The organism is Citrobacter sp. TBCS-15 (assembly GCF_005280815.1).
In the GTDB taxonomy this organism is placed as follows: domain Bacteria; phylum Pseudomonadota; class Gammaproteobacteria; order Enterobacterales; family Enterobacteriaceae; genus Citrobacter; species Citrobacter werkmanii.
Genome location: NZ_SZWK01000018.1, coordinates 163,080 through 181,016 on the forward strand (window position 1 = coordinate 163,080; position 17,937 = coordinate 181,016).

The 17,937-nt window shown below is 53.7% G+C and carries 18 protein-coding genes; 9 read left to right on the forward strand and 9 right to left on the reverse strand.

Going from position 1 to position 17,937, the window contains the following annotated elements:
* Positions 1-2 precede the first annotated feature (2 nt).
* The 3 genes from FDW96_RS00935 to FDW96_RS00945 are packed head-to-tail and all read right to left on the reverse strand — an operon-like array spanning position 3 to position 3,792.
* Entirely contained in the window at positions 3-1,490 is a 1,488-nt protein-coding gene (locus tag FDW96_RS00935) for a conjugal transfer protein TraG N-terminal domain-containing protein (RefSeq protein ID WP_137365066.1), read from the reverse strand.
* A complete protein-coding gene (locus FDW96_RS00940; protein ID WP_137365067.1) occupies positions 1,487-2,848 on the reverse strand; it encodes an integrating conjugative element protein in 1,362 nt (453 codons plus the stop codon). The genes FDW96_RS00935 and FDW96_RS00940 overlap by 4 nt, the downstream gene beginning before the upstream one ends.
* Before the next feature lie 11 nt (positions 2,849-2,859).
* A complete protein-coding gene (locus FDW96_RS00945; protein WP_075209922.1) occupies positions 2,860-3,792 on the reverse strand; it encodes a TIGR03756 family integrating conjugative element protein in 933 nt (310 codons plus the stop codon).
* Positions 3,793-4,005: 213 nt separating this feature from the next.
* On the opposite strand from FDW96_RS00945, the gene FDW96_RS00950 reads away from it, so the two are divergent.
* From FDW96_RS00950 to FDW96_RS00980, 7 genes are all read left to right on the forward strand, one after another.
* Positions 4,006-4,596, forward strand: a complete 591-nt coding sequence (locus FDW96_RS00950) for a tyrosine-type DNA invertase (protein ID WP_137365068.1) — start codon at positions 4,006-4,008, stop codon at positions 4,594-4,596.
* Between the two features lie 365 nt (positions 4,597-4,961).
* Complete coding sequence (locus FDW96_RS00955) at positions 4,962-5,474, forward strand: fimbrial protein (protein ID WP_032734432.1); 513 nt, start codon at positions 4,962-4,964, stop codon at positions 5,472-5,474.
* A gap of 107 nt (positions 5,475-5,581) precedes the next feature.
* The gene (locus FDW96_RS00960; RefSeq protein ID WP_137365069.1) at positions 5,582-6,262 is read left to right on the forward strand and encodes a molecular chaperone; all 681 of its coding nucleotides are present in this window, start codon (positions 5,582-5,584) and stop codon (positions 6,260-6,262) included.
* Between the two features lie 11 nt (positions 6,263-6,273).
* A complete protein-coding gene (locus FDW96_RS00965) occupies positions 6,274-8,805 on the forward strand; it encodes a fimbria/pilus outer membrane usher protein (protein ID WP_137365070.1) in 2,532 nt (843 codons plus the stop codon).
* Positions 8,802-9,806, forward strand: a complete 1,005-nt coding sequence (locus FDW96_RS00970; RefSeq protein WP_137365071.1) for a fimbrial protein — start codon at positions 8,802-8,804, stop codon at positions 9,804-9,806. The genes FDW96_RS00965 and FDW96_RS00970 overlap by 4 nt, the downstream gene beginning before the upstream one ends.
* 17 nt (positions 9,807-9,823) lie before the next feature.
* Complete coding sequence (locus FDW96_RS00975) at positions 9,824-10,783, forward strand: fimbrial protein (RefSeq protein ID WP_137365072.1); 960 nt, start codon at positions 9,824-9,826, stop codon at positions 10,781-10,783.
* Positions 10,784-10,841: 58 nt separating this feature from the next.
* Entirely contained in the window at positions 10,842-11,882 is a 1,041-nt protein-coding gene (locus tag FDW96_RS00980) for a ParB/Srx family N-terminal domain-containing protein (protein WP_137365073.1), read from the forward strand.
* An 80-nt stretch (positions 11,883-11,962) separates the two neighbouring features.
* Here the strand turns inward: FDW96_RS00980 and FDW96_RS00985 are convergent, their stop codons facing one another.
* From FDW96_RS00985 to FDW96_RS01005, 5 genes are all read right to left on the reverse strand, one after another.
* The gene (locus tag FDW96_RS00985) at positions 11,963-12,979 is read right to left on the reverse strand and encodes a Gfo/Idh/MocA family protein (RefSeq protein ID WP_137365074.1); all 1,017 of its coding nucleotides are present in this window, start codon (positions 12,977-12,979) and stop codon (positions 11,963-11,965) included.
* 10 nt (positions 12,980-12,989) lie between these two features.
* Positions 12,990-13,970 (reverse strand): PTS glucitol/sorbitol transporter subunit IIB, encoded by a 981-nt coding sequence (locus tag FDW96_RS00990; RefSeq protein WP_137365075.1) that lies wholly within the window; start codon positions 13,968-13,970, stop codon positions 12,990-12,992.
* Complete coding sequence (locus FDW96_RS00995; protein ID WP_137365076.1) at positions 13,967-14,341, reverse strand: PTS glucitol/sorbitol transporter subunit IIA; 375 nt, start codon at positions 14,339-14,341, stop codon at positions 13,967-13,969. Before FDW96_RS00995 ends, FDW96_RS00990 begins: the two co-directional genes overlap by 4 nt.
* Complete coding sequence (locus FDW96_RS01000) at positions 14,338-14,859, reverse strand: PTS glucitol/sorbitol transporter subunit IIC (RefSeq protein WP_137365077.1); 522 nt, start codon at positions 14,857-14,859, stop codon at positions 14,338-14,340. The genes FDW96_RS00995 and FDW96_RS01000 overlap by 4 nt, the downstream gene beginning before the upstream one ends.
* 112 nt (positions 14,860-14,971) lie before the next feature.
* Positions 14,972-15,247 carry a helix-turn-helix transcriptional regulator gene (locus FDW96_RS01005; RefSeq protein ID WP_137365078.1) on the reverse strand — a complete coding sequence of 92 codons (276 nt, stop codon included), beginning with the start codon at positions 15,245-15,247 and terminating at the stop codon, positions 14,972-14,974.
* Between the two features lie 103 nt (positions 15,248-15,350).
* Between FDW96_RS01005 and FDW96_RS01010 the strand changes: the two genes are divergently transcribed.
* Positions 15,351-15,581, forward strand: coding sequence for a helix-turn-helix domain-containing protein (locus tag FDW96_RS01010; RefSeq protein ID WP_137365079.1), 231 nt, complete (start codon positions 15,351-15,353; stop codon positions 15,579-15,581).
* Between the two features lie 82 nt (positions 15,582-15,663).
* On the forward strand, positions 15,664-15,900 hold the full coding sequence (locus FDW96_RS01015; RefSeq protein WP_137365080.1) for a helix-turn-helix domain-containing protein: 237 nt from the start codon (positions 15,664-15,666) through the stop codon (positions 15,898-15,900).
* A gap of 248 nt (positions 15,901-16,148) precedes the next feature.
* Here the strand turns inward: FDW96_RS01015 and FDW96_RS01020 are convergent, their stop codons facing one another.
* Positions 16,149-17,651 carry an ATP-dependent endonuclease gene (locus FDW96_RS01020; protein ID WP_137365081.1) on the reverse strand — a complete coding sequence of 501 codons (1,503 nt, stop codon included), beginning with the start codon at positions 17,649-17,651 and terminating at the stop codon, positions 16,149-16,151.
* Positions 17,652-17,937: the final 286 nt, after the last annotated feature.

Sequence of the window (17,937 nt, forward strand, 5' to 3'; positions counted from 1 at the left end):
CGCTAACGGAATATTGTTTTACTTAAATGGGCTCCTGCCTTTTTAAGATCATGAACACTATTTCCAATAGAGACAGCCACAGCTCCACCAACCCTCACCCCTGCCCACGTCAGTCCTCCTAGCCAAAACGTGGGCAACACAACAAACATCGTCCCCATCACCATATTGACGATCAGATCATCAGAAGTGTTCTGTAAGCCGTACAGGTTGAAATGTGAAGCGCCGTTCTCGCTATAAATCATCTCCATCAGCCAGCTATCCAGCCAACGGGCCAGTTCCCACCAGAAGGTAAGAAAGAACAGGGCGAACTGCACGAAGCTCAGCGTAACCACGGTTTTTAATTCCCACGCAGAGAACAGCAGGATCACAGGAATACAAATCACTAGGGCCATTCCAAGGAATGCCTGCACCATCGGCAACGCCTGACGCACGCCATCGAAGGTAGGGAACAGCGCGAGGCTGGAAACCGACATTCCGGCGATACTCCCCAACCGGCTTAACGCTTGCGATGCATTCAAGTTATCTCCCGCGTTCCCACCAAACCCGTTGTATACCAGCCCACCCTGCGACACCTGCATATTGCGTGGGCTCACCAGCGAGCGCAGCACCGCCTCGTCATACTCGTCTTTCGACTGTCCCAGCCTCTGCAGTTGCTGCCAGAGTGTGGCATCCACCTGTTTCAGCAGCCGATTTTTCAACCCCGCATCATCATCGGACCACCACTCCTTACACGCTGGATAGCCACCGCCACCCGTATCGTTCAGGCCATCATCGCGGCTGGCGTCATAAGGCCAGGCGGTGCGGGGCGAACGGGAATGATCGTGGTCGTAATAACCCGGCGTGGAGAGGTAAAAAGACGATCCCACCCAGTCCAATTCCCGGCTCTGTTCCTCGCTGATATCGCTGCCCAGCCGCTTGAGCCTTGCCCGCGACGGCCCGTAGCAGTCGTTAACGAAATCCTGTAGCTCCTGCGCCAGTGCCGGATCGGCGATCCGGGTGTGCTGCACCTCAAAGCGCAACTGGCGCAAGTCCGGTTTGCAGGGCAATACCGCGACGGCGGCGCTGGTGATGCCTTTGCCCAGCGCATGAGTGAAGTACCACCACACCGGAACAGAAGCGCTCTGGCCGCTGAGTTCATTAATCAAAGGTGCATAGCCGGAATCACTGGGCTGTACAACCGACCAGCCGCACTGTTTTGTGCGCTGGCTGTCGTAGGTGAGGGTGTTGATATCGACATTGAGGAACGGCACGCCCGCAAAGAGGATCACCAGCAGAGCACTGTAGAGCGAGTGCTCCATCCAGACGACCAGCAGGCGGGCGACGTTGCCTTCATCCGCCCCCTGGCCGCGCGCTTTCAGCCACAGGGCAATCAGTTTTGCCAGCAGGGGCAGGGCGAATAGCCCGGTGGCGGTCAGCGTCTGCCACACGCTGTTGTTCACCAGCCAGCCGAGCAGGGTGAGTACGTACTCAAAATAGCTGTTGGCGGTCATCGCGGGTTGTCCGACTGCGGATTATTGAGATTGTGCAGGCGGCGATCGCTGTCGTCCGGCACTTCCACCACCTGTCCCTGAAGCTGATCGCGCTGCTGTTTGCGTTGTAGGATCTGGCTGGCGGTATTGCGCGTCAGCGCCTGGCGGAAATCGAGTTCCAGCTTAAGCTGGCTCAGCTCTTCATCCAGTTGGGCGGTGGTTTTGCCTAAGCCGTCCTGCGCTTCTTTGACGTTGGCGATATTCGGCTCGCGCATGCCCGCGAGCAGCGTGCGCCGGGCCAGCAGCGCCTGCTCGGTGATGCGGGCCAACGCCAGTTCTCCCGCCAGTCGTTCAGTGAGGACGGCAACATCCGGATCGTCGCGTAGCGCCTCGACCACGCCGCGGGTAAGCTGCATGGATCCGCCGGAGGCTTTCGCCAGATTGTCGAAACCGGGTTTCTGGCTGCCATTAACCAGATCAGCCAGAAGGGGCAGGATCTTCGCCTTTTCTTCATCGATCAGCGGATGCAGACCGATCCCAGCCTGAGCGCCGGAACGCGCATCCGGATCGTCGGTGGCCTGCGCCACGCTGATGGTCTGCTCGCCGACAACACGGGTCATCCATCCGGCGGCTTCTTCAGGGGATGTCCAGGTGTTACAAAGTTCCCCGTCGCATTCGGAGGCGGTAAGAGACGTGGTGCTGGTGGCGGGCTGCTGGTTGAGAATATTCCAGCCTGCGGCGGTGGCGTCATGGACTACCTTAATCGGCGGCTGGCCTTTGCCGCCGCGCTTTTCGCCACCCACCCAGCGTTTACCCTTTTCGGCGGCCTCTTTTGCCGCTTTCTGGTCGGTGCGAATGGCGTCATTATCGCTGGCGGCGAGGGACTGGTAATTCTCCGCTTTGGCTCCGGAAAACCAGGCGGAATCTGTCGCTAAATCGGTCATCTTCTCCGCCATTTTCTGGCAGTTCAGCAACGACTTATCAAAATCCAGCCGCCCCTGCAGTACGCCGTTGGTCAGCAGATCATAAAGCTGCGGATTGGCGCGCTGGATAATCATCGCGGGTAGGCTGGCAACCGCCCCGGTGGCACTCTGGATAACGTTGCCCATCAGCTGCTGGAAGCCGTCGGTGATCCCGTTTAGCTGGTTGCGCACCGTGGTGTCGATGTCGAAATTGCCGCACATCATATCGGCATTCCAGCCAATGCCCACACTGAGCGGCGAGGGGCTGCGGCGCACGGGTGGCGGCATTACCGCCTCGCCGCCGCCAATCTGGTAGTAAAGCAGGTCGTCAACCGCGCCTCGCGTGCGGAAGCTGTAGTCGTCTGCTGCCACGCAAACCCAGGCGAAAAACAGTAAGACCAGGCAAAGGACTCTCATCGCCGCCTCCGTTAACCCGTACTGCCGAGGAAGGTTTGCCCCCGGCGCGGACAGCATTTGTAAGGCCGCCACAGCGTCCAGGCGTACGCGCCATCCTCGGCCAGCTTGTCGGCGTAAGTGTCGGTGGCGCTGCCATCCGGGAACACCGAACAGGCGGCGGATTTTTTCGGCGTGAGCATCTGCCAGCGATGGTTATCGCTGTCGCCTTCGATAACTGGGGAGGGCGGCCAGTACCCGGCGCGGGATGAGGCCGTCAGCGGTGTGTAGATATGCGGTTGTCCGGTACGGGTCACCAGATCGGCCACGCGCTGGGCGATAACGGCGGCGGCTTTATAGTCGTGCGTCTGGCTGATGGCTCCGGCTCGGGGATAGATATTGCCCCACATATCACCGCTCTTGCCCACTTCACGCAGGCCCGGCGTCAGCGCTTCTGGCCATGTCATCTCCGGTACGCCACTGCGCCAGGCCAGCACATCCAGTTGACTCAGGAAATACGGTTCAAAAGGCTGCGATGACGGCGAGCAGATATAACCAAACTGGGTGAAAAATTTTGCCAGTTCATCACCCGCCGGGAAGCCGATGGCATCGGCATTCTTAAAGCGAATCTTGCTGTGCTGGCTGGCAGAACGAGGATTAGTATCGCCGCCGCCTTCGGCAACACCGGGCAACGGTGGGCTGAGTAACGACATCTCCGTCCACGAATTCTGCCCGGTGTTGCTGTAAGCCGACACCACCAGATCCGGGCGGAAATGACTGACCTTCACCGACGTGCGCACCGTACAGCCGAACGGCGTGCAATAGAGCCAGTAGCACAGGCCGACCACTCGGTAGTTCACGCAGTCCGGCGACAGGGCGGAGGCTGCAATTTCCGGCGTGGTAATGGCTCTGAGCGGGAAAGCGGCGCACAGCATCAGGGGCAACAGAAGAGGAAAGCGGTCTGGCATAACGCCTCCGACAACAGAGTTTTCTTCTGCCGGGTGTAGCGCAATGCACATACGATCACTGCTGAAAACTGGAACCCGCCTGTGAAAATTGTTGAGTCTGGCATCAACCTTTGCCGGGCTTTCTGGTGTTATTCTGTGGTTCAGGCCGGGCTACGAAAGTGGTTCCGGCCTGTTTTTTTCTTCATTTTTTATTGTGTTTAAGGAGCAAGACTTATGCCAGTAAAACGAAAACATCTGACCCGCCATGAAGTGGGGCAGATACTGCTTGCAGCGGACAGAGGGATCCATTTTGAGCGGGATTACTGCCTGATTCAGATGTGTTTTTTACACGGTCTGCGGGTCAGTGAACTGTGCGGAATGCGCCTGTCGGATATCGATTTGGTAGGGCGTTCGGTGTATGTCCGACGGCTTAAAAATAGTCTCTCGACACAGCATCCGCTGTTCGATACCGAATTGCCCGCATTGATGCGCTGGCTAAAGGTGCGCCGCCGCTGGCGGGAGGCAGACAGCGACTGGCTTTTTCTGTCGCAGAAAGGAGGCCCGCTGTCGCGTCACCAGGTTCGATTGTTGCTCAAACGTTACGGTGAACTGGGCGGCGTCAGCATTTCCGCATACCCACATATGTTGAGGCACGGATGCGGTTACGCGCTGGCGGATTTGGGGCGTGATACGCGTCTGATACAGGATTATCTGGGGCACCGGAACATCCGGCATACGGTGATTTATACCGCAACAAATACGCAGAGGTTTATGAATGTCTGGGGAAATGTGAGAGAAAACCACACAATTAGTGCCAGAATGTAAAGTAGTATCAGAAAAATTTAGCGAAGTGTCAAAATTTTTCTGAGACCCCTTTTGATAATGGATTATCTATTTGTTTTAAATAAAAATAAAACGTAGCAGATACATGATGTTCCTCTGGCCTTTGCTGGCAACGTGCTTTAGAGGTTCACGTTGCCAGTTTTCATTCGCTCACCGCTTTACTGTTTTATGCCATTCCGACCGTTCTTTTCAGCCAGCGCTGACATTTTATTTTTCACTGTCATCTTCCACCAGATTTTCTTCTGAACTCACCACTCTGGCACTAACGGGAAAGTCTCCCGCAGGTTTTTTCACCGCCAGAGTGAAGCAGGGCTGAGCCCTGAACGATTGTTCACAAGGAGAACTGTATGAAACAAATGATGTTAAGCGCGTGTTTTTTGCTGGTGGCGGGTAACGCTTTAGCCGCTGACGGAACCATTCATTTTACCGGAAGCATTACCGATCAAACCTGTACTGTCGATACCGGCTCACAAAATCTACCGGTTGATTTAGGCAACGTCGCGCAGACCGCTCTTAACGGTGCTGCAGGGATGAAGGCGGCACCTACGCGTTTCACGCTTAGCCTGAGTGATTGCCCTGACACCGTAACGGGGGCAAATGTGAAATTTGACGGTACCTCTGATGGCGTAAACCAGAATCTGCTGGCGCTGGATAGCGGCACCGGGATCGCTACCGGCGTGGGTATCGAAATTGCCGACAGAAATGGCACCGCGATCCCGCTGCACACAGCATCGACGGATTACCCGCTGGCAGAAGGTACCAATTCGCTGGACTTTATCGCTCGCTATGTCTCTACCGGCACCGCGGTCACGACCGGCACGGCGAACGGTACCTCGCAGTTCACCATTAACTACAAATAACGCTGTGCCGTCGCGGGGTACATTCCTCCTCCCATCCTACCCGGTGTACCGCCGCATAACAGGGAACGTTTCGCAGGGATGCGTATTTTTCGCCCGGAGATAACAAGATGAACAGGTATGCAGACGTTGTGCTGGCGCTATTGCTGGCCTCCTTTACCGTGCAGGCGCAGGCCGGAATAGTGATTGGCGGCACACGCGTCATTTATGACGGAGATAAAAAAGAGACCTCCGCATCCATCCGTAACCCCGAGAAATCGAGTGTTTATCTGGTGCAGAGCTGGGTGGACAGCGGCGAGCAAAACGCGAAAGCGCCGTTTATCGTTACCCCGCCGCTGTTTCGTATTAACCCGGGTGAAGAGAATATCCTGCGCATTGTGCGTACCGGGGGAAATCTGCCGCAGGACCGGGAGTCGGTCTTCTGGCTGAATGTAAAATCCATCCCCGCGACTGATGACAGTAAACCGCGCACCAATGTGCTGCAGGTGGTGGTGAAGTCGCGCCTGAAGTTGTTTTACCGTCCCGTAGGGCTGGAAGGTCGGCCAGAAACGGCCTATCACCAGTTATCCGTAGCCCGCAGTGGCAACCGCCTCACCGTCAGTAACCCCACGTCGTATTACGTCACGCTATTTACTCTCAAGGTTGACGGGCAGGATATCAAGAGTGCCGATATGGTGCCGCCCAAAGGCAGCGTGAGCTTCACTTTGCCTTCTGCTTCAGCATCCGCCGTCAGCTGGCAGGCCATCAGTGACTACGGCGGCGTCAGCCAGACTGAAAGCCGCAGGCTGTGAGGGAGGAAGAGATGAAAAATCCAACTTCCCGGCTGATGGTATTTCTGCTGGCGCTGCTGCTGGTGATGGTTCTGCTGCTGGGGTATCTCCGTCACGCGGAGGCCCGTGAGATCTTCAACCCTCATGCATTGGAGATCGACAATCCCGGCCAGCCGGTGGCGGATTTATCCACCTTTGCTGAAGCCGACGGCCAGCTACCCGGCACCTATCGGGTCACGGTTTATGTGAATGGTGAACGGCAGGGACAGGCGCAGGATATTGCGTTTATCTCCGGGCCGGACAAAAAGCTCAGCGCGCAGGTCACGCCCGCGATGCTGAAAGCCTGGGGCGTCAAAACGGACGTCTTTCCCGCGCTGGCGGCGCTACCCCCTGAAAAGCCGCTGGAAAATATTGGCCACTACATCCCGATGGCCACCACCGATCTGCGTTTCAGCCAGCTGCAACTGAATGTGAGTATCCCGCAGGCGGCAATGGATGCCAGTGCCAGAGGCGCAGTGGATCCGTCAGAATGGGACGAAGGGGTACCTGCTGCGCTGCTCAACTATAACTTCAGCGGTAGCAACACCTGGCACGACGGAGAAAACGGTTCAGATAATAACTATTACGCTAACCTGCAAGGTGGGCTGAACCTCGGCGCATGGCGGCTGCGCAATTATTCCACCTGGAATTACGATGACGAAAACGGCAGCCACTGGGATTCGGTGAACACCTACCTTCAACGGGATATTCAAAGCCTGAAAGGGCAACTGACGCTCGGTGACAGCTATACGCCATCGGACATCTTTGACAGCGTGCAGTTTCGCGGCGCGCAGCTTGCCTCTGACGATAACATGCTGCCGGACAGCCTGCGCGGGTTCGCCCCGGTGATCCGCGGTATCGCGCAGTCGAACGCCCAGGTGACCATTAAGCAAAACGGCTACATCATCTACCAGAGCTATGTTGCGCCAGGGGCGTTTACCATCACCGACCTGTACCCGACCTCGGGCAGCGGTGACCTGGAAGTGACCATCAAAGAAGCCGATGGCAGCGAACGTACCTTCATTCAGCCTTTTTCTGCGGTACCGATTATGCAGCGTGAAGGGCATCTGAAATATGCCCTCACCGCCGGGAAGTACCGGAGCGGCAATGAGGACAGCGACGAACCGCAGTTCGGCCAGGTGACCGCGATTTACGGCCTGCCGCATGCCATCACCGTTTATGGCGGTACGCTGTACTCGGAGGATTATCTGTCCGGCGCGGCGGGGCTGGGTTTTGGCCTTGGCGAGCTGGGTTCGCTTTCGGCCGATATTACCGCCGCGCATACCACCCTCAACAACGATGAAACCCACGACGGCCAGTCGTACCGGGTTCAGTACTCGAAGGATTTTCAGACCACCGATACCAGCTTCACGCTCGCGGCTTACCGCTATTCCACGGAGGGTTTCTACACCTTCCAGGAGGCGAACGATCTGCGCTCGGACAGCGATGATGGCTGGCGGATGACATACAACAAACGCCAGCGGCTTCAGCTGGATCTCAGCCAGAGCGTAGGCAGCTACGGATCGATTTTTGTCTCCGGCTACCAGCAGGATTACTGGAAAGAGGACGGTTATGAACGCACGCTGAGCACCGGCTGGAACGGGAATATTAACGGGATCAGCTACAGCATCACCTACAGCTACAGCGATTACCCGGAAAGCACCCAGCCTGCCGATCAGCAACTGGCTTTTAACATCCAGGTGCCGCTCAGCAAATTCCTCTCTGGTGAGGCGGCAAATAACGCCTGGGCCAGCTACAGCGTTAACACCGCTAAACATGGTGATACCCGCCAGCAGGCCGGGCTCAACGGCACCCTGCTTGCTGACAACAACTTAAGCTACAGCCTCCAGCAGAGCTACACCAACCATGGCGTCGGTGGTTCCGGCAATATCAATGCCGATTACAAAGGCGGACAGGGGGAAATCACTGGCGGCTACAACTATGACGACGATACGCAGCAGGTCAACTATGGCCTGAAGGGCGGCGTGGTGGTGCATCCTCACGGGCTCACCCTTTCCCAGCCGCTCGGCGAGTCGCTGGCGGTGGTCAGCGCCCCGGGGGCGGATGAGGCGAAGGTGCAGAACAACACCGGCGTTTACACCGACGGACGCGGCTATGCGGTGGTGCCGTACGTTAACCCGTACAAGAAAAACCGTATTGCGCTGGATACCAGCACGCTGGGCGATGAGGTGGATATCGACACCGCCGTACAGACCGTGACGCCAACGCAGGGGGCGGTGGTGATGGCGGAGTTCAACACGCGCGTCGGGCGACGGGTGCTGATGACGCTACTGTATCGCGGACTGCCGGTACCGTTCGGCGCGCAGGCGAAGCTGAAAGAGGGGGGCAGCGGAATTGTCGGCGACGACGGCCAGGTATACCTCACTGGCGTGCCGGAAGCGGGCGAGATCGCGGTGAGCTGGAACGGGGCGCAGCAGTGCGTGGTGCATTATCGGCTGCCGGAACTGGAAAACTCGCCACCGGTCGTTACGGTGAGTCAGGAATGTCTTGAGGTTGGAAAATGAACATGTGGCGATGGATGATTATTCTGGTCGGGCTGATAGTGAGTCAGGCTTCATGGGCGTTGTGCTCCGCATCGGGGAGCTTTGCGATCAATGTGGGTACGATCGTAGTTCAGCGGGACGCGGTAGTCGGGCAGCCCATCAGCGACTGGCTGACGTCTAACCAGGGCGTGGCATACCAGAACTGTAATTACGACCCCACACCACAATATCTCATCGTAGCTGGTATCAAAAACACGGGCTCGAAGGCCAGTGTCACCTGGAATGGTGAGGCGGTGTTTAACACTAATGTGGCGGGAGTGGGATTCGTTTTTGAAGGCCGCACGTCATTCGACAGTAACCCCTTACCCGATAACTGGACGGGCATCGCCAGCGGCCAGTCACAGGTCTTTACTACCCAGACCAGCCACAGTTCCGGCTACCACCCTTCCATTAACGATCAGGCGCGGATCCGGCTGATTAAAACCGGCAATATCACGCCCGGTACCCTGACCGGTAACCTTGGACGTTTTATTGCCGGAACACGGGAAAATGCGCAGTGGTCGACAGAGATCCCTATCGCTTTTTCCGGGGGGCAAATCACGACCGTCGCCTGTACGGTGAACACGCCTGATGTTGACGTGAAGCTCGATCAACACAAAAAATCGGAGTTCAGCGGACCAGGTTCGGCAACCGAATGGAAGGCGTTTAACATCGAGCTGAATTGTGACAAAAGCTCGCGCATCAACGTCCGGATCGATGCCACTCAGGATCCGTCGAATGTCGCCGGTGTGATAAAGCTGGACAACGCGGCAGGCGATCTGGCGGCGACGGGGATTGGCGTCCAACTGTACTTTGTGCCGGATAACAGCGCGGTGCAGTTCGGGCAAACGAAATTCTATTACACCTCGCCGAATGGCGGTTCTGAAACGGTGCAGCTTAAGGCGCGTTATTACCAGACAACGTCTGCGATCACTGCTGGTGAGGCTAACGCCACGGCAACCTTCACGCTGACTTACCAGTAACCGCCCGGGGTCATCATATGAAAAAAATCATCTGCTTATTATTGCTGATAATGGCTATTGCGCCGTTGGTTGAGGCCAGTTGTTCCTTTTACAGCGGTGTGTCCGGAGAAGTGCCGGGCTATCTGAACTTCGGTAATGTGGTTGTCCAGCGCGATACGCCGATTGGCAGCGTCATAGCGACGACGGTGACCGGCGCTTATAACAACGGTAATGCCATTGCGGGCTGCAAGCGGGAGGCATGGACCGCTCGCTGGGAGCTGACGCAATGGGGAACGCTGAGTGGTTATGGCAACGGCGTCTACAATACCAATCTTGTCGGAGTCGGTTTACGGCTGAGCACTGCTCAATCGGGCAAAGTACTGCCGTATGAAGCCAGCTATCCCTACAATGCCGGGGGCTCATGGGCCTCCATTCCAGGAGATGGGATCAAGGGGGAGCTGATAAAAACCGGGGATATTACCAGTGGCACCTTAACCAACGGGGTACTGGCGCGCGCTTCGGTCGTCAACCAGTTTTACTTTGCTAACATCACGCTAAACGGAACCAACACCGTCACCTCTGCCGCCTGCTCGGTAACATCGGTGGATGAGCCGGTCCAGCTTGGCGATCACAACAAGCGGGAGTTCAGCGGCGTCGGCTACACCACGGACTGGAAGGGATTTAATATCGTGCTGGACTGCAATAAAAGCGCGCATATTTATGTACAGATTGATGCCACCCGGGATGCGTCGAATGCGCCAGGCGTGATGGCCATTGATTCCGAAAGCGGCAGTACCGCGGCGACGGGCATTGGGGTTCAGCTTTACTTCGCGCCGGACAACAGCGCGGCGCAGTTCGGGCAGGTAAAGGATTATTATACTTCGCCTAATGGCGGGATGGAGACCGTTCAGCTTAAGGCGCGTTATTACCAGACGGCTTCAGCGGTGACGGCAGGGCCCGCCAATGCGACGGCGACGTTTACTCTGACGTATAAATAGCTACCTGAATAATTTTAAAGGTTTTAGACTAACCCTCTGTTTATCAGGGAAGATGATAATGACCCAATATTGGTGGAAAGATCTTTTTGATCGCAATAATAACTGGCAGGGTCTGGAGCTGATACTCAAGAGCAGCCAGAGGACCGACGTGGCAATGGAAATGCTAAGTGGTCGGTATGGGCGAATGGCGCTACAGGTCTCCGGGAAGACATTATTCTGGGCATCAATGTTGAAAGATCATTCCGGTGTCTGGTTGGTGTTTAATGCAGATCATTCTGCTTGCCAGACATTATTACCGGCTGTCACATCTGAAGATATTGAGGGGATTAAAAGCAAAGGCGAACGGGCCTGGACAGGCGAATGGTGTCGCTATTTTTCCCGGCAATTAATGAATGCGCCAGTGCCTCTTCTGTCTCCTCGCCGATGGCTGATAAGGCCAATGGAGGCCAAATATCCATTACCGAAATTATCCGGACAGCGTGTTCCTGTAAATAGCTGGCGTTTTGATTCCCCAGAAAGCTGCGGGGATATCGGTTGTAGCTGGACGCTTTACGGCGAAGATTTTCCTGATTTGGTCAATCCTGACAAAGTTAGATTAGTGGATTGGTGGTGGGGAGGTAGCCTGCTACTTGGGCGTTATCCGATACAACCTGATGCCGGAAGGTTGAAATGGTGGCGTAAAAAATGCCGTGAGGGTGCGCTGCCTCCAGTACTTGTCTGGTATATAGCAGGACTGGGATCATTTGTTATTCTTGATGGTCATTATCGTTTACAGGCAGCGATTGCAGAAGAAATTCCACCTTCATTTCTGGTGCTCAGCGAATTGCAGGAACGGGATTTTGCTACCGATCAAGACCATCGTGCCCGCATTGTCCGGGCTTTAGAACAGCAGCTAAAAAATCCTAAATGCAAAATCGATGGTGTAAATCAGACGCTGATTAATCTTTATGATACACGCTATCTTTATGCCTCAACCCATAGCCGCGCGACGCTCGGCGAAGGAACGCGCTGGGCACAGGAGTTAGAAAGCTATCTACAACGGCATCAGTTGGAAGACTATCGGGACAGAGTACTTAATGGCGTTAACGATGAATGCTGAATTAAGGATAACAAATGGCGGCATTCTTTAGGGAATACAGAATAAACGGGCTTGCGGATACCAGCATCCCTGCTGGCTGACTATTTTAATGACACTGGTTTTTGACTTTCGAGACTCTGGTGTACCGCCTCACAAATACGGCTGACCGCCAGTCCGTCCACAGCGGTGACCGGGTAAGGCGCTTTATGTATGATCGCCCGCACAAAGTCATTGATCGGGTCGATACCGAAACCACTGGCGACGCCGTTGCGGTAGTTGATGAAATAGCTGTTGGGCGTGAGCGTCATGCCCGGCGTGGTGATTTCCAGCCCGCGATGCTGCGACGTGCTGCGGATATACGTTGCCTCGCAGAGGATATCAATACGCCCGTCGTTGTCCTTCGGAAAGCCCTCCGGCAATACCCACGAGTTTTCTACCACCCACGAACTGCCGTCGGCCATCGTCAGCAGGCTCTGCACGCTGTCGAAGGTGTCGAGGCCGCATTCGACCATCAGCCGCTTCTGCCCGACGGCATACACCGATACCACCTCCTGCCCGGAAAGATGGCGCACCAGGTCAAAGCAGTGTGAGCCGAGAAACCACACCGGGGAGCTTGCACCCGCCCAGTCCAGCCACTCCGTCGGCACGCTGATGACGTCATCCATGCTGATATGGCCGCGCAGGATGCGCCCGGCTTCCGGCTTCTCCAGTTCAGCTTTGATGCGCATCACCGCCGGGTCCCAGCGTTTGTGGAAATCGACGCCGACCAGCAGGTCCCGCTGCTGCGCCATCTCCACGATAAGCTCACATTCGCGTACCGAGGTGGCGAGCGGCTTTTCCGCCAGCACATGCTTGCCGTAGCGCAGGGCGGTGAGGATGGATTCGGTGTGGTACGGGTCCGGTGTCGCCACCGAGACGATATCAATAGCCTCCTGCTGTAGTAACCGATCCAGTCGTATGTAGCCCTGGATCCCGTACGCCATGGCAAGATCATCACAGCGTTCCTCATCTGTTTCGCAGATGGCGACCAGCACCGTGTCCGGGTTGTGGCGGTACGCGTTCATGTGATGTTTGCCGTAGATACCTGCGCCGACCACGGCGGCTCTGATTTTGTTCATGATGATGTCCTCAGAATAAGCCCAGGGAAAACAGCCAGCCGATAATGACGGCCAGCGGTCCGGTCAGTTGTCTCGACAGCAGAAAGGCGGGTACACCTTTTGCGATGGTCTCCGGCTTTGCCTCCTGCATCGAAAGGCCAACAGGCACGAAGTCGCAGCCGACCTGCACATTGATCGCAAACAGGGCGGGCAGGGCGAAGGCCGGAGATATCGCCCCTGCACCAATCTGTGTACCTATCATCACGCCAATCACCTGCGAGATGGCCGCGCCCGGTCCGAGCACCGGGGAGAGGAACGGAATGCCACAGATGAGCGACAGTAGCACCAGCCCCCACAGCGAGTTCGCCAGCGGCGTCAGGGCGTGGGCAATCAGGCTGCCGAGTGCGGTTTCTTGTACCAGGGCAATTAGCAGAGAGACAAAGGCCATAAACGGGATAACATTGCGCAACGACACGTCCACCGCCTCACGGCTGGCGGCGAACAGCAGGGCGATAACGTGCCCGACGGCGGTGCCGGTCTGCTCAACCATGCGTACCAGCTTCTCCGCGCCACGCGCAGGCGGCGGAGCGGTGGTAATGACTGGCTCTGGAGATGGAACTGGCTCAGGCCCGCTGTCCGGCGCTTCGGCGGTATCCACCAGAACCAGCTGCGCCATCGTGACGCCGGAGACGTAGTTCTCCTCGCTAATAAACTGCGCCAGCGGCCCGGCCCGCCAGGTAGGCAGGATGTTGATGATCGGGATGCCCTTCTGCGGATACAGGCCGCATCTCAGCGATCCAGCGCAGTTAATCACCACGCACAGGATGTCGTTATCCGGCGGAATGTCTGAGAAGCCGTTAACGATTTCCGATTCGGTGAGCGCGCCGATTTCTATCGCCACCGGATGGATTTCGCGTCCGGTGAGCGACAGCACCTTTTTGCTGCTGCCAACGGGCAGCCACAGCCCCTTGCCGTAGCCGCCTGGGCCGGGAGGAATAAGCACCGTGTTCATGGGCGTCCCTCCGCAATCACCAGTTCCCCGTGCAGGGACGAAAGTAGTGGCAACGGACCGGAGAGGTGGACTACGCCGGGATGGAAGGCATTCAGCCCGCCGTCAAACTTCATGGTCAGGTGACCGAGTTCAAACAGCGCCTGCTGCGCCCCTTTGCCCACGGCGGTAATGAGGTAGCTGAACCCGGCCAGCAACAGGGTGTCACCGGGCAGAATGAACAGGCTCTCTTCACGCAATACGGTCTCCAGCGACAGCGAGTAATCGAGGCAGTCCTTTGGCCCGTTGCTGTCGAAGGTGATGAGCATTTTGTCGGTGAGGCCGTCGGCGACAAACAGCCCGATGGCAGTAATGCGTGCGCAGTAAATCATCATGGCGCATTCCCCCGCTTGCTGAGCCGCAGGAACAGGTACTCGGTGATAATTCCGCGGATTAAACCAATCAGCATGGCGGCGGCGATATAGCGCAGCGCCAGCGAGGTGATGGGCAGGCCGAGCGCCTTAACCCCGGCGGCGACGCCGAGCCAGACAAACAGCTCCGACGGCACCACGTGGGGAAACAGGCTGGTGAGCGGATGGGCGGTGGTACCGAGCGCATCCTCATAGCCGGGCTTGCTCTTCTCAGGCAAGAGCTTGCCGAGCGTCAGTGCGCCGGGGCTGCTCATAAAGAACCAGCCGAGCACCGGCAGCACGCCGTAGGTGAGAATGCGTGAGCGGCCGAGCTGGGTGGCAACTTTCTCCATCCGTACGGTACCGACCAGCTTCATCAGGAAGTTGATGGCCAGCAGCAGGCAGATGAGCATCGGGATAAGCCCGGTCATCATGTCGAGGAAGATTTTGCCTGCCGCCTGGAACAGGTGGATAAAGCCTTCAGCCAGGGAGACCAGAAACATGGCGGCCTCCTGTACTCAGTGCGATGGTGTTGGGTTGTGGTTCGGTGTGCATAAACAACTCTCCTGTCAGGTGTCGTTGGTTAATGCGTCCTGCCACTCACAGCGCGGGTCGTTATGTCCCGGAGTTGTCGGTTGTTGTCATGGGGTGAGGCGGTTTTTTGGGTTGGCGTTTATTTCCAGCATTGAGGTAACGGCCCGGCCAGATCTCGGACGGATGAAGCTCCAGCGCGATGGCAATCAGCCACTCGCCTTTCGGCCACGGACGCGTCAGGGTATTCGACAGGGTTGACGAGGCCAGTCCCGCTTCCCGCGAGAGTTTCGCCAGACTGGTGCCGCGCTTGTGTAAGGCGGCAACGATGTCGGCGGGGTGCCAGTCTTTTTTAGTCATTCTGTTTACCTTCTTGTGTTACAAATCTGATGAAATATCCCATTTTGGGATATTTTTGTAAATGGCTGATATTCGATTTTGGGATATTAATCGGGTTTTATGAATGTCATCTATTTATTCTGGTGAATATCAGTTAGTTATAAAGTTACTGCGCTCTGCAAGGATTGATCGTGGGATTACTCAATCTCAACTGGCGGAATCGCTCGGCAAACCCCAGTCATTTGTTGCTAAGGTGGAAAATGGTGAGCGCCGTCTGGACGTGATTGAATTTGCTACTATTGCTCACCTGCTTTCACTTGATCCCGCAGAAATACTGAATGCAGTTATGAAGTGATTTGCTTGGGGGGGTATCCTTTTTTGGGATAATGACAAGGTCACCGGATAGTCAGTCTTTACATAGACTTGAGGCTGCCGGGATGACTTCTATCTACTCAAATGACTACCAGATGGTGATTAAGGCTCTCCGGGAAGCGCGGATTGCTTGTGGCATTACTCAGCAGGAGGTTGCCAGTGCTTTCGGAAGGCCGCAGTCATTTATCGCAAAGGTAGAGAGTGGAGAAAGGCGTCTGGATGTTGTGGAGTTTGTTCGTTTCTGTCGTGCGGTGAGTGTTGATCCAGTTAGTATTTTAGAAAAGTTATTGTGTGATAGCTGATTTCTTTCATCCTCAATAATGGAGGTTTTGTAGTAATGTCCAAATAAAAATATTTTTAGGTGCTCAGTTTTATTTTTTAATAATAGAGGTTTGTGACCTAATTAACGTAAAAGTGTAGTGTTAGTTTTTATTTTATGACCCGGCATCCTAACGATATTTAAAAAAAATCATATCATTCTTGATTGCTCTTATTTTAACGGAGTGCCTTTATTTTATATTAAGGCACTCTATTTGCATTTCAAAAAGCACTAGCGTGAATTGAGTATAGGGCCAAGCAACTGCATAAGAGGAGCTATTCCACTCGAATAATGGTGATCTATGTATTTACGATACAAAAACCGACGAACTGTATTTTCGTCAGTGCCACAATGTGTGCGAATATATCCTACAATTGAATCTAATTTTTGTTTAGCTACTTTACGAGGGGAGTCGCCAGTTATATTTTGATATTCTGGTAACATAATGTGGTTAGTAATATTTACGTTTGAACCATAGAGATTAATATTTAATTCAGTCGTGTTTGTGTTGTTGTAAAAATTTTGGAGCATATTTGTCACACCAATTTCAGGGGTGCAAGGTAGAAATGATACTTTATTCTGAATGCGATCATATAAATCTGTTATCGGACGTGATCTACGTCTTCTTGCCTCGGGAAGAGCCTCTGTTCGAACATCATCATCTAAAAAAATATGACGTTTCACGTGCTGAGGAATAATTAACGCTGATCTCTCTAGCATTTGCATAACTTGATAGTATCCACCAACTGGAACAACTTTAAACATAGGTTTATGAGCTGTTCTATTCTCTTCGAATTTTCCACAAAGTTGCTCTAATAGTAATTTTGCTTCTTCATCTTCTACGAAGAAAATAAAATCACTCTTAACTTCTTCATCAAAAGCTATTTCTCCGAGAACATGTGCAGGAAATACATCTCTTATAGTTGTACATACTCCATTTTCATCTTTTGAAATGAAAATTATTTTCTTTTTATCTGTATTTTTGATTAGAGTTGATGAGTGAGTTGAAAAAATTATTGTCAAATTTTTATCACTAGCTATCTCATTCAACTTATTGATCAGACGAACTTGGGCTTGTGGGTGTAAGGCCATCTCAACTTCATCTATTAGAATCAATGAGCCGTTTTCTACATCAACTATTTTTTGCGCAAGTTTCAGGATGCATAGTTCTCCGAGACTGAAGTTTTTTTCTGAATAGTAATGAGTTTCTCTTCCCGCCCTATAGGGAAGAAGGAATGCTTGGTTTCCAGTGCCTCGTCTGGTATTAACAAATTTTAAGGAATTCCAGTTATTATTATGAAGTACATAAGATAAGAAGCTACAGACTCCTGAGCTTACATCCTTTATTCTTCTAGTCGTTATTTCATCAGCATAAGGCTCCACTCTGTTACCGTTAGCTTGAATAAAATGGATGCTTGCGTAAGGAAAATTAGATAAAATATTAGCGTTTGCTCTTGGCGTTGGTGGCCATCTTTTCCCTCCATAGGAATACGTAACCTCACTTCCATTTATCTTATATGTAATTCTTGCATTTTTGAAAGTATCTAATTTTTCTTGTGTCGCTGTAGTCTTGTAATGATCTTGAAAAGCTCGACTATGTCTTATTCGATACAAAGCAGCTAATAGGCTAGTTTTGCCCGAGCCATTTAGACCAGTAAGGAGCCATAACCCTTGGCCAGGAATGTCGAAATTAAGCTCGGAAATACCTTTTAAGTTTTTTATTTCGATTCTCATTTCTTTTCCATATACATGAACGCATGTTAGTTTTTATAACTTAAATTATCTTGGTGACTTATCAATTTTGCACTGATATTTATCAAATAATCTCATGTTTAATGCAAATGTCAGATAATGTTTTAAACGTCACAGCATTAACATTACGATATTTTCTATTGTTATTCAAGCGACAGTAATCAAAATGGCAGATTTTAAACACGATAAGAACTAGGCGGGTATATCATTGAGAGCACAAATTTTGTATGTAACGATATAGAGGGTCGTATAAATGTGATACGGAATA

What these genes read in the sequence shown, in the direction of transcription:
- FDW96_RS00935 (WP_137365066.1), bottom strand. Translation starts at nt 1,490, where the DNA reads ATGACCGCCAACAGCTATTTTGAGTACGTACTCACCCTGCTCGGCTGG.
- FDW96_RS00940 (WP_137365067.1), bottom strand. Translation starts at nt 2,848, where the DNA reads ATGAGAGTCCTTTGCCTGGTCTTACTGTTTTTCGCCTGGGTTTGCGTG.
- FDW96_RS00945 (WP_075209922.1), bottom strand. Translation starts at nt 3,792, where the DNA reads ATGCCAGACCGCTTTCCTCTTCTGTTGCCCCTGATGCTGTGCGCCGCT.
- FDW96_RS00950 (WP_137365068.1), top strand. Translation starts at nt 4,006, where the DNA reads ATGCCAGTAAAACGAAAACATCTGACCCGCCATGAAGTGGGGCAGATA.
- FDW96_RS00955 (WP_032734432.1), top strand. Translation starts at nt 4,962, where the DNA reads ATGAAACAAATGATGTTAAGCGCGTGTTTTTTGCTGGTGGCGGGTAAC.
- FDW96_RS00960 (WP_137365069.1), top strand. Translation starts at nt 5,582, where the DNA reads ATGAACAGGTATGCAGACGTTGTGCTGGCGCTATTGCTGGCCTCCTTT.
- FDW96_RS00965 (WP_137365070.1), top strand. Translation starts at nt 6,274, where the DNA reads ATGAAAAATCCAACTTCCCGGCTGATGGTATTTCTGCTGGCGCTGCTG.
- FDW96_RS00970 (WP_137365071.1), top strand. Translation starts at nt 8,802, where the DNA reads ATGAACATGTGGCGATGGATGATTATTCTGGTCGGGCTGATAGTGAGT.
- FDW96_RS00975 (WP_137365072.1), top strand. Translation starts at nt 9,824, where the DNA reads ATGAAAAAAATCATCTGCTTATTATTGCTGATAATGGCTATTGCGCCG.
- FDW96_RS00980 (WP_137365073.1), top strand. Translation starts at nt 10,842, where the DNA reads ATGACCCAATATTGGTGGAAAGATCTTTTTGATCGCAATAATAACTGG.
- FDW96_RS00985 (WP_137365074.1), bottom strand. Translation starts at nt 12,979, where the DNA reads ATGAACAAAATCAGAGCCGCCGTGGTCGGCGCAGGTATCTACGGCAAA.
- FDW96_RS00990 (WP_137365075.1), bottom strand. Translation starts at nt 13,970, where the DNA reads ATGAACACGGTGCTTATTCCTCCCGGCCCAGGCGGCTACGGCAAGGGG.
- FDW96_RS00995 (WP_137365076.1), bottom strand. Translation starts at nt 14,341, where the DNA reads ATGATGATTTACTGCGCACGCATTACTGCCATCGGGCTGTTTGTCGCC.
- FDW96_RS01000 (WP_137365077.1), bottom strand. Translation starts at nt 14,859, where the DNA reads ATGTTTCTGGTCTCCCTGGCTGAAGGCTTTATCCACCTGTTCCAGGCG.
- FDW96_RS01005 (WP_137365078.1), bottom strand. Translation starts at nt 15,247, where the DNA reads ATGACTAAAAAAGACTGGCACCCCGCCGACATCGTTGCCGCCTTACAC.
- FDW96_RS01010 (WP_137365079.1), top strand. Translation starts at nt 15,351, where the DNA reads ATGTCATCTATTTATTCTGGTGAATATCAGTTAGTTATAAAGTTACTG.
- FDW96_RS01015 (WP_137365080.1), top strand. Translation starts at nt 15,664, where the DNA reads ATGACTTCTATCTACTCAAATGACTACCAGATGGTGATTAAGGCTCTC.
- FDW96_RS01020 (WP_137365081.1), bottom strand. Translation starts at nt 17,651, where the DNA reads ATGAGAATCGAAATAAAAAACTTAAAAGGTATTTCCGAGCTTAATTTC.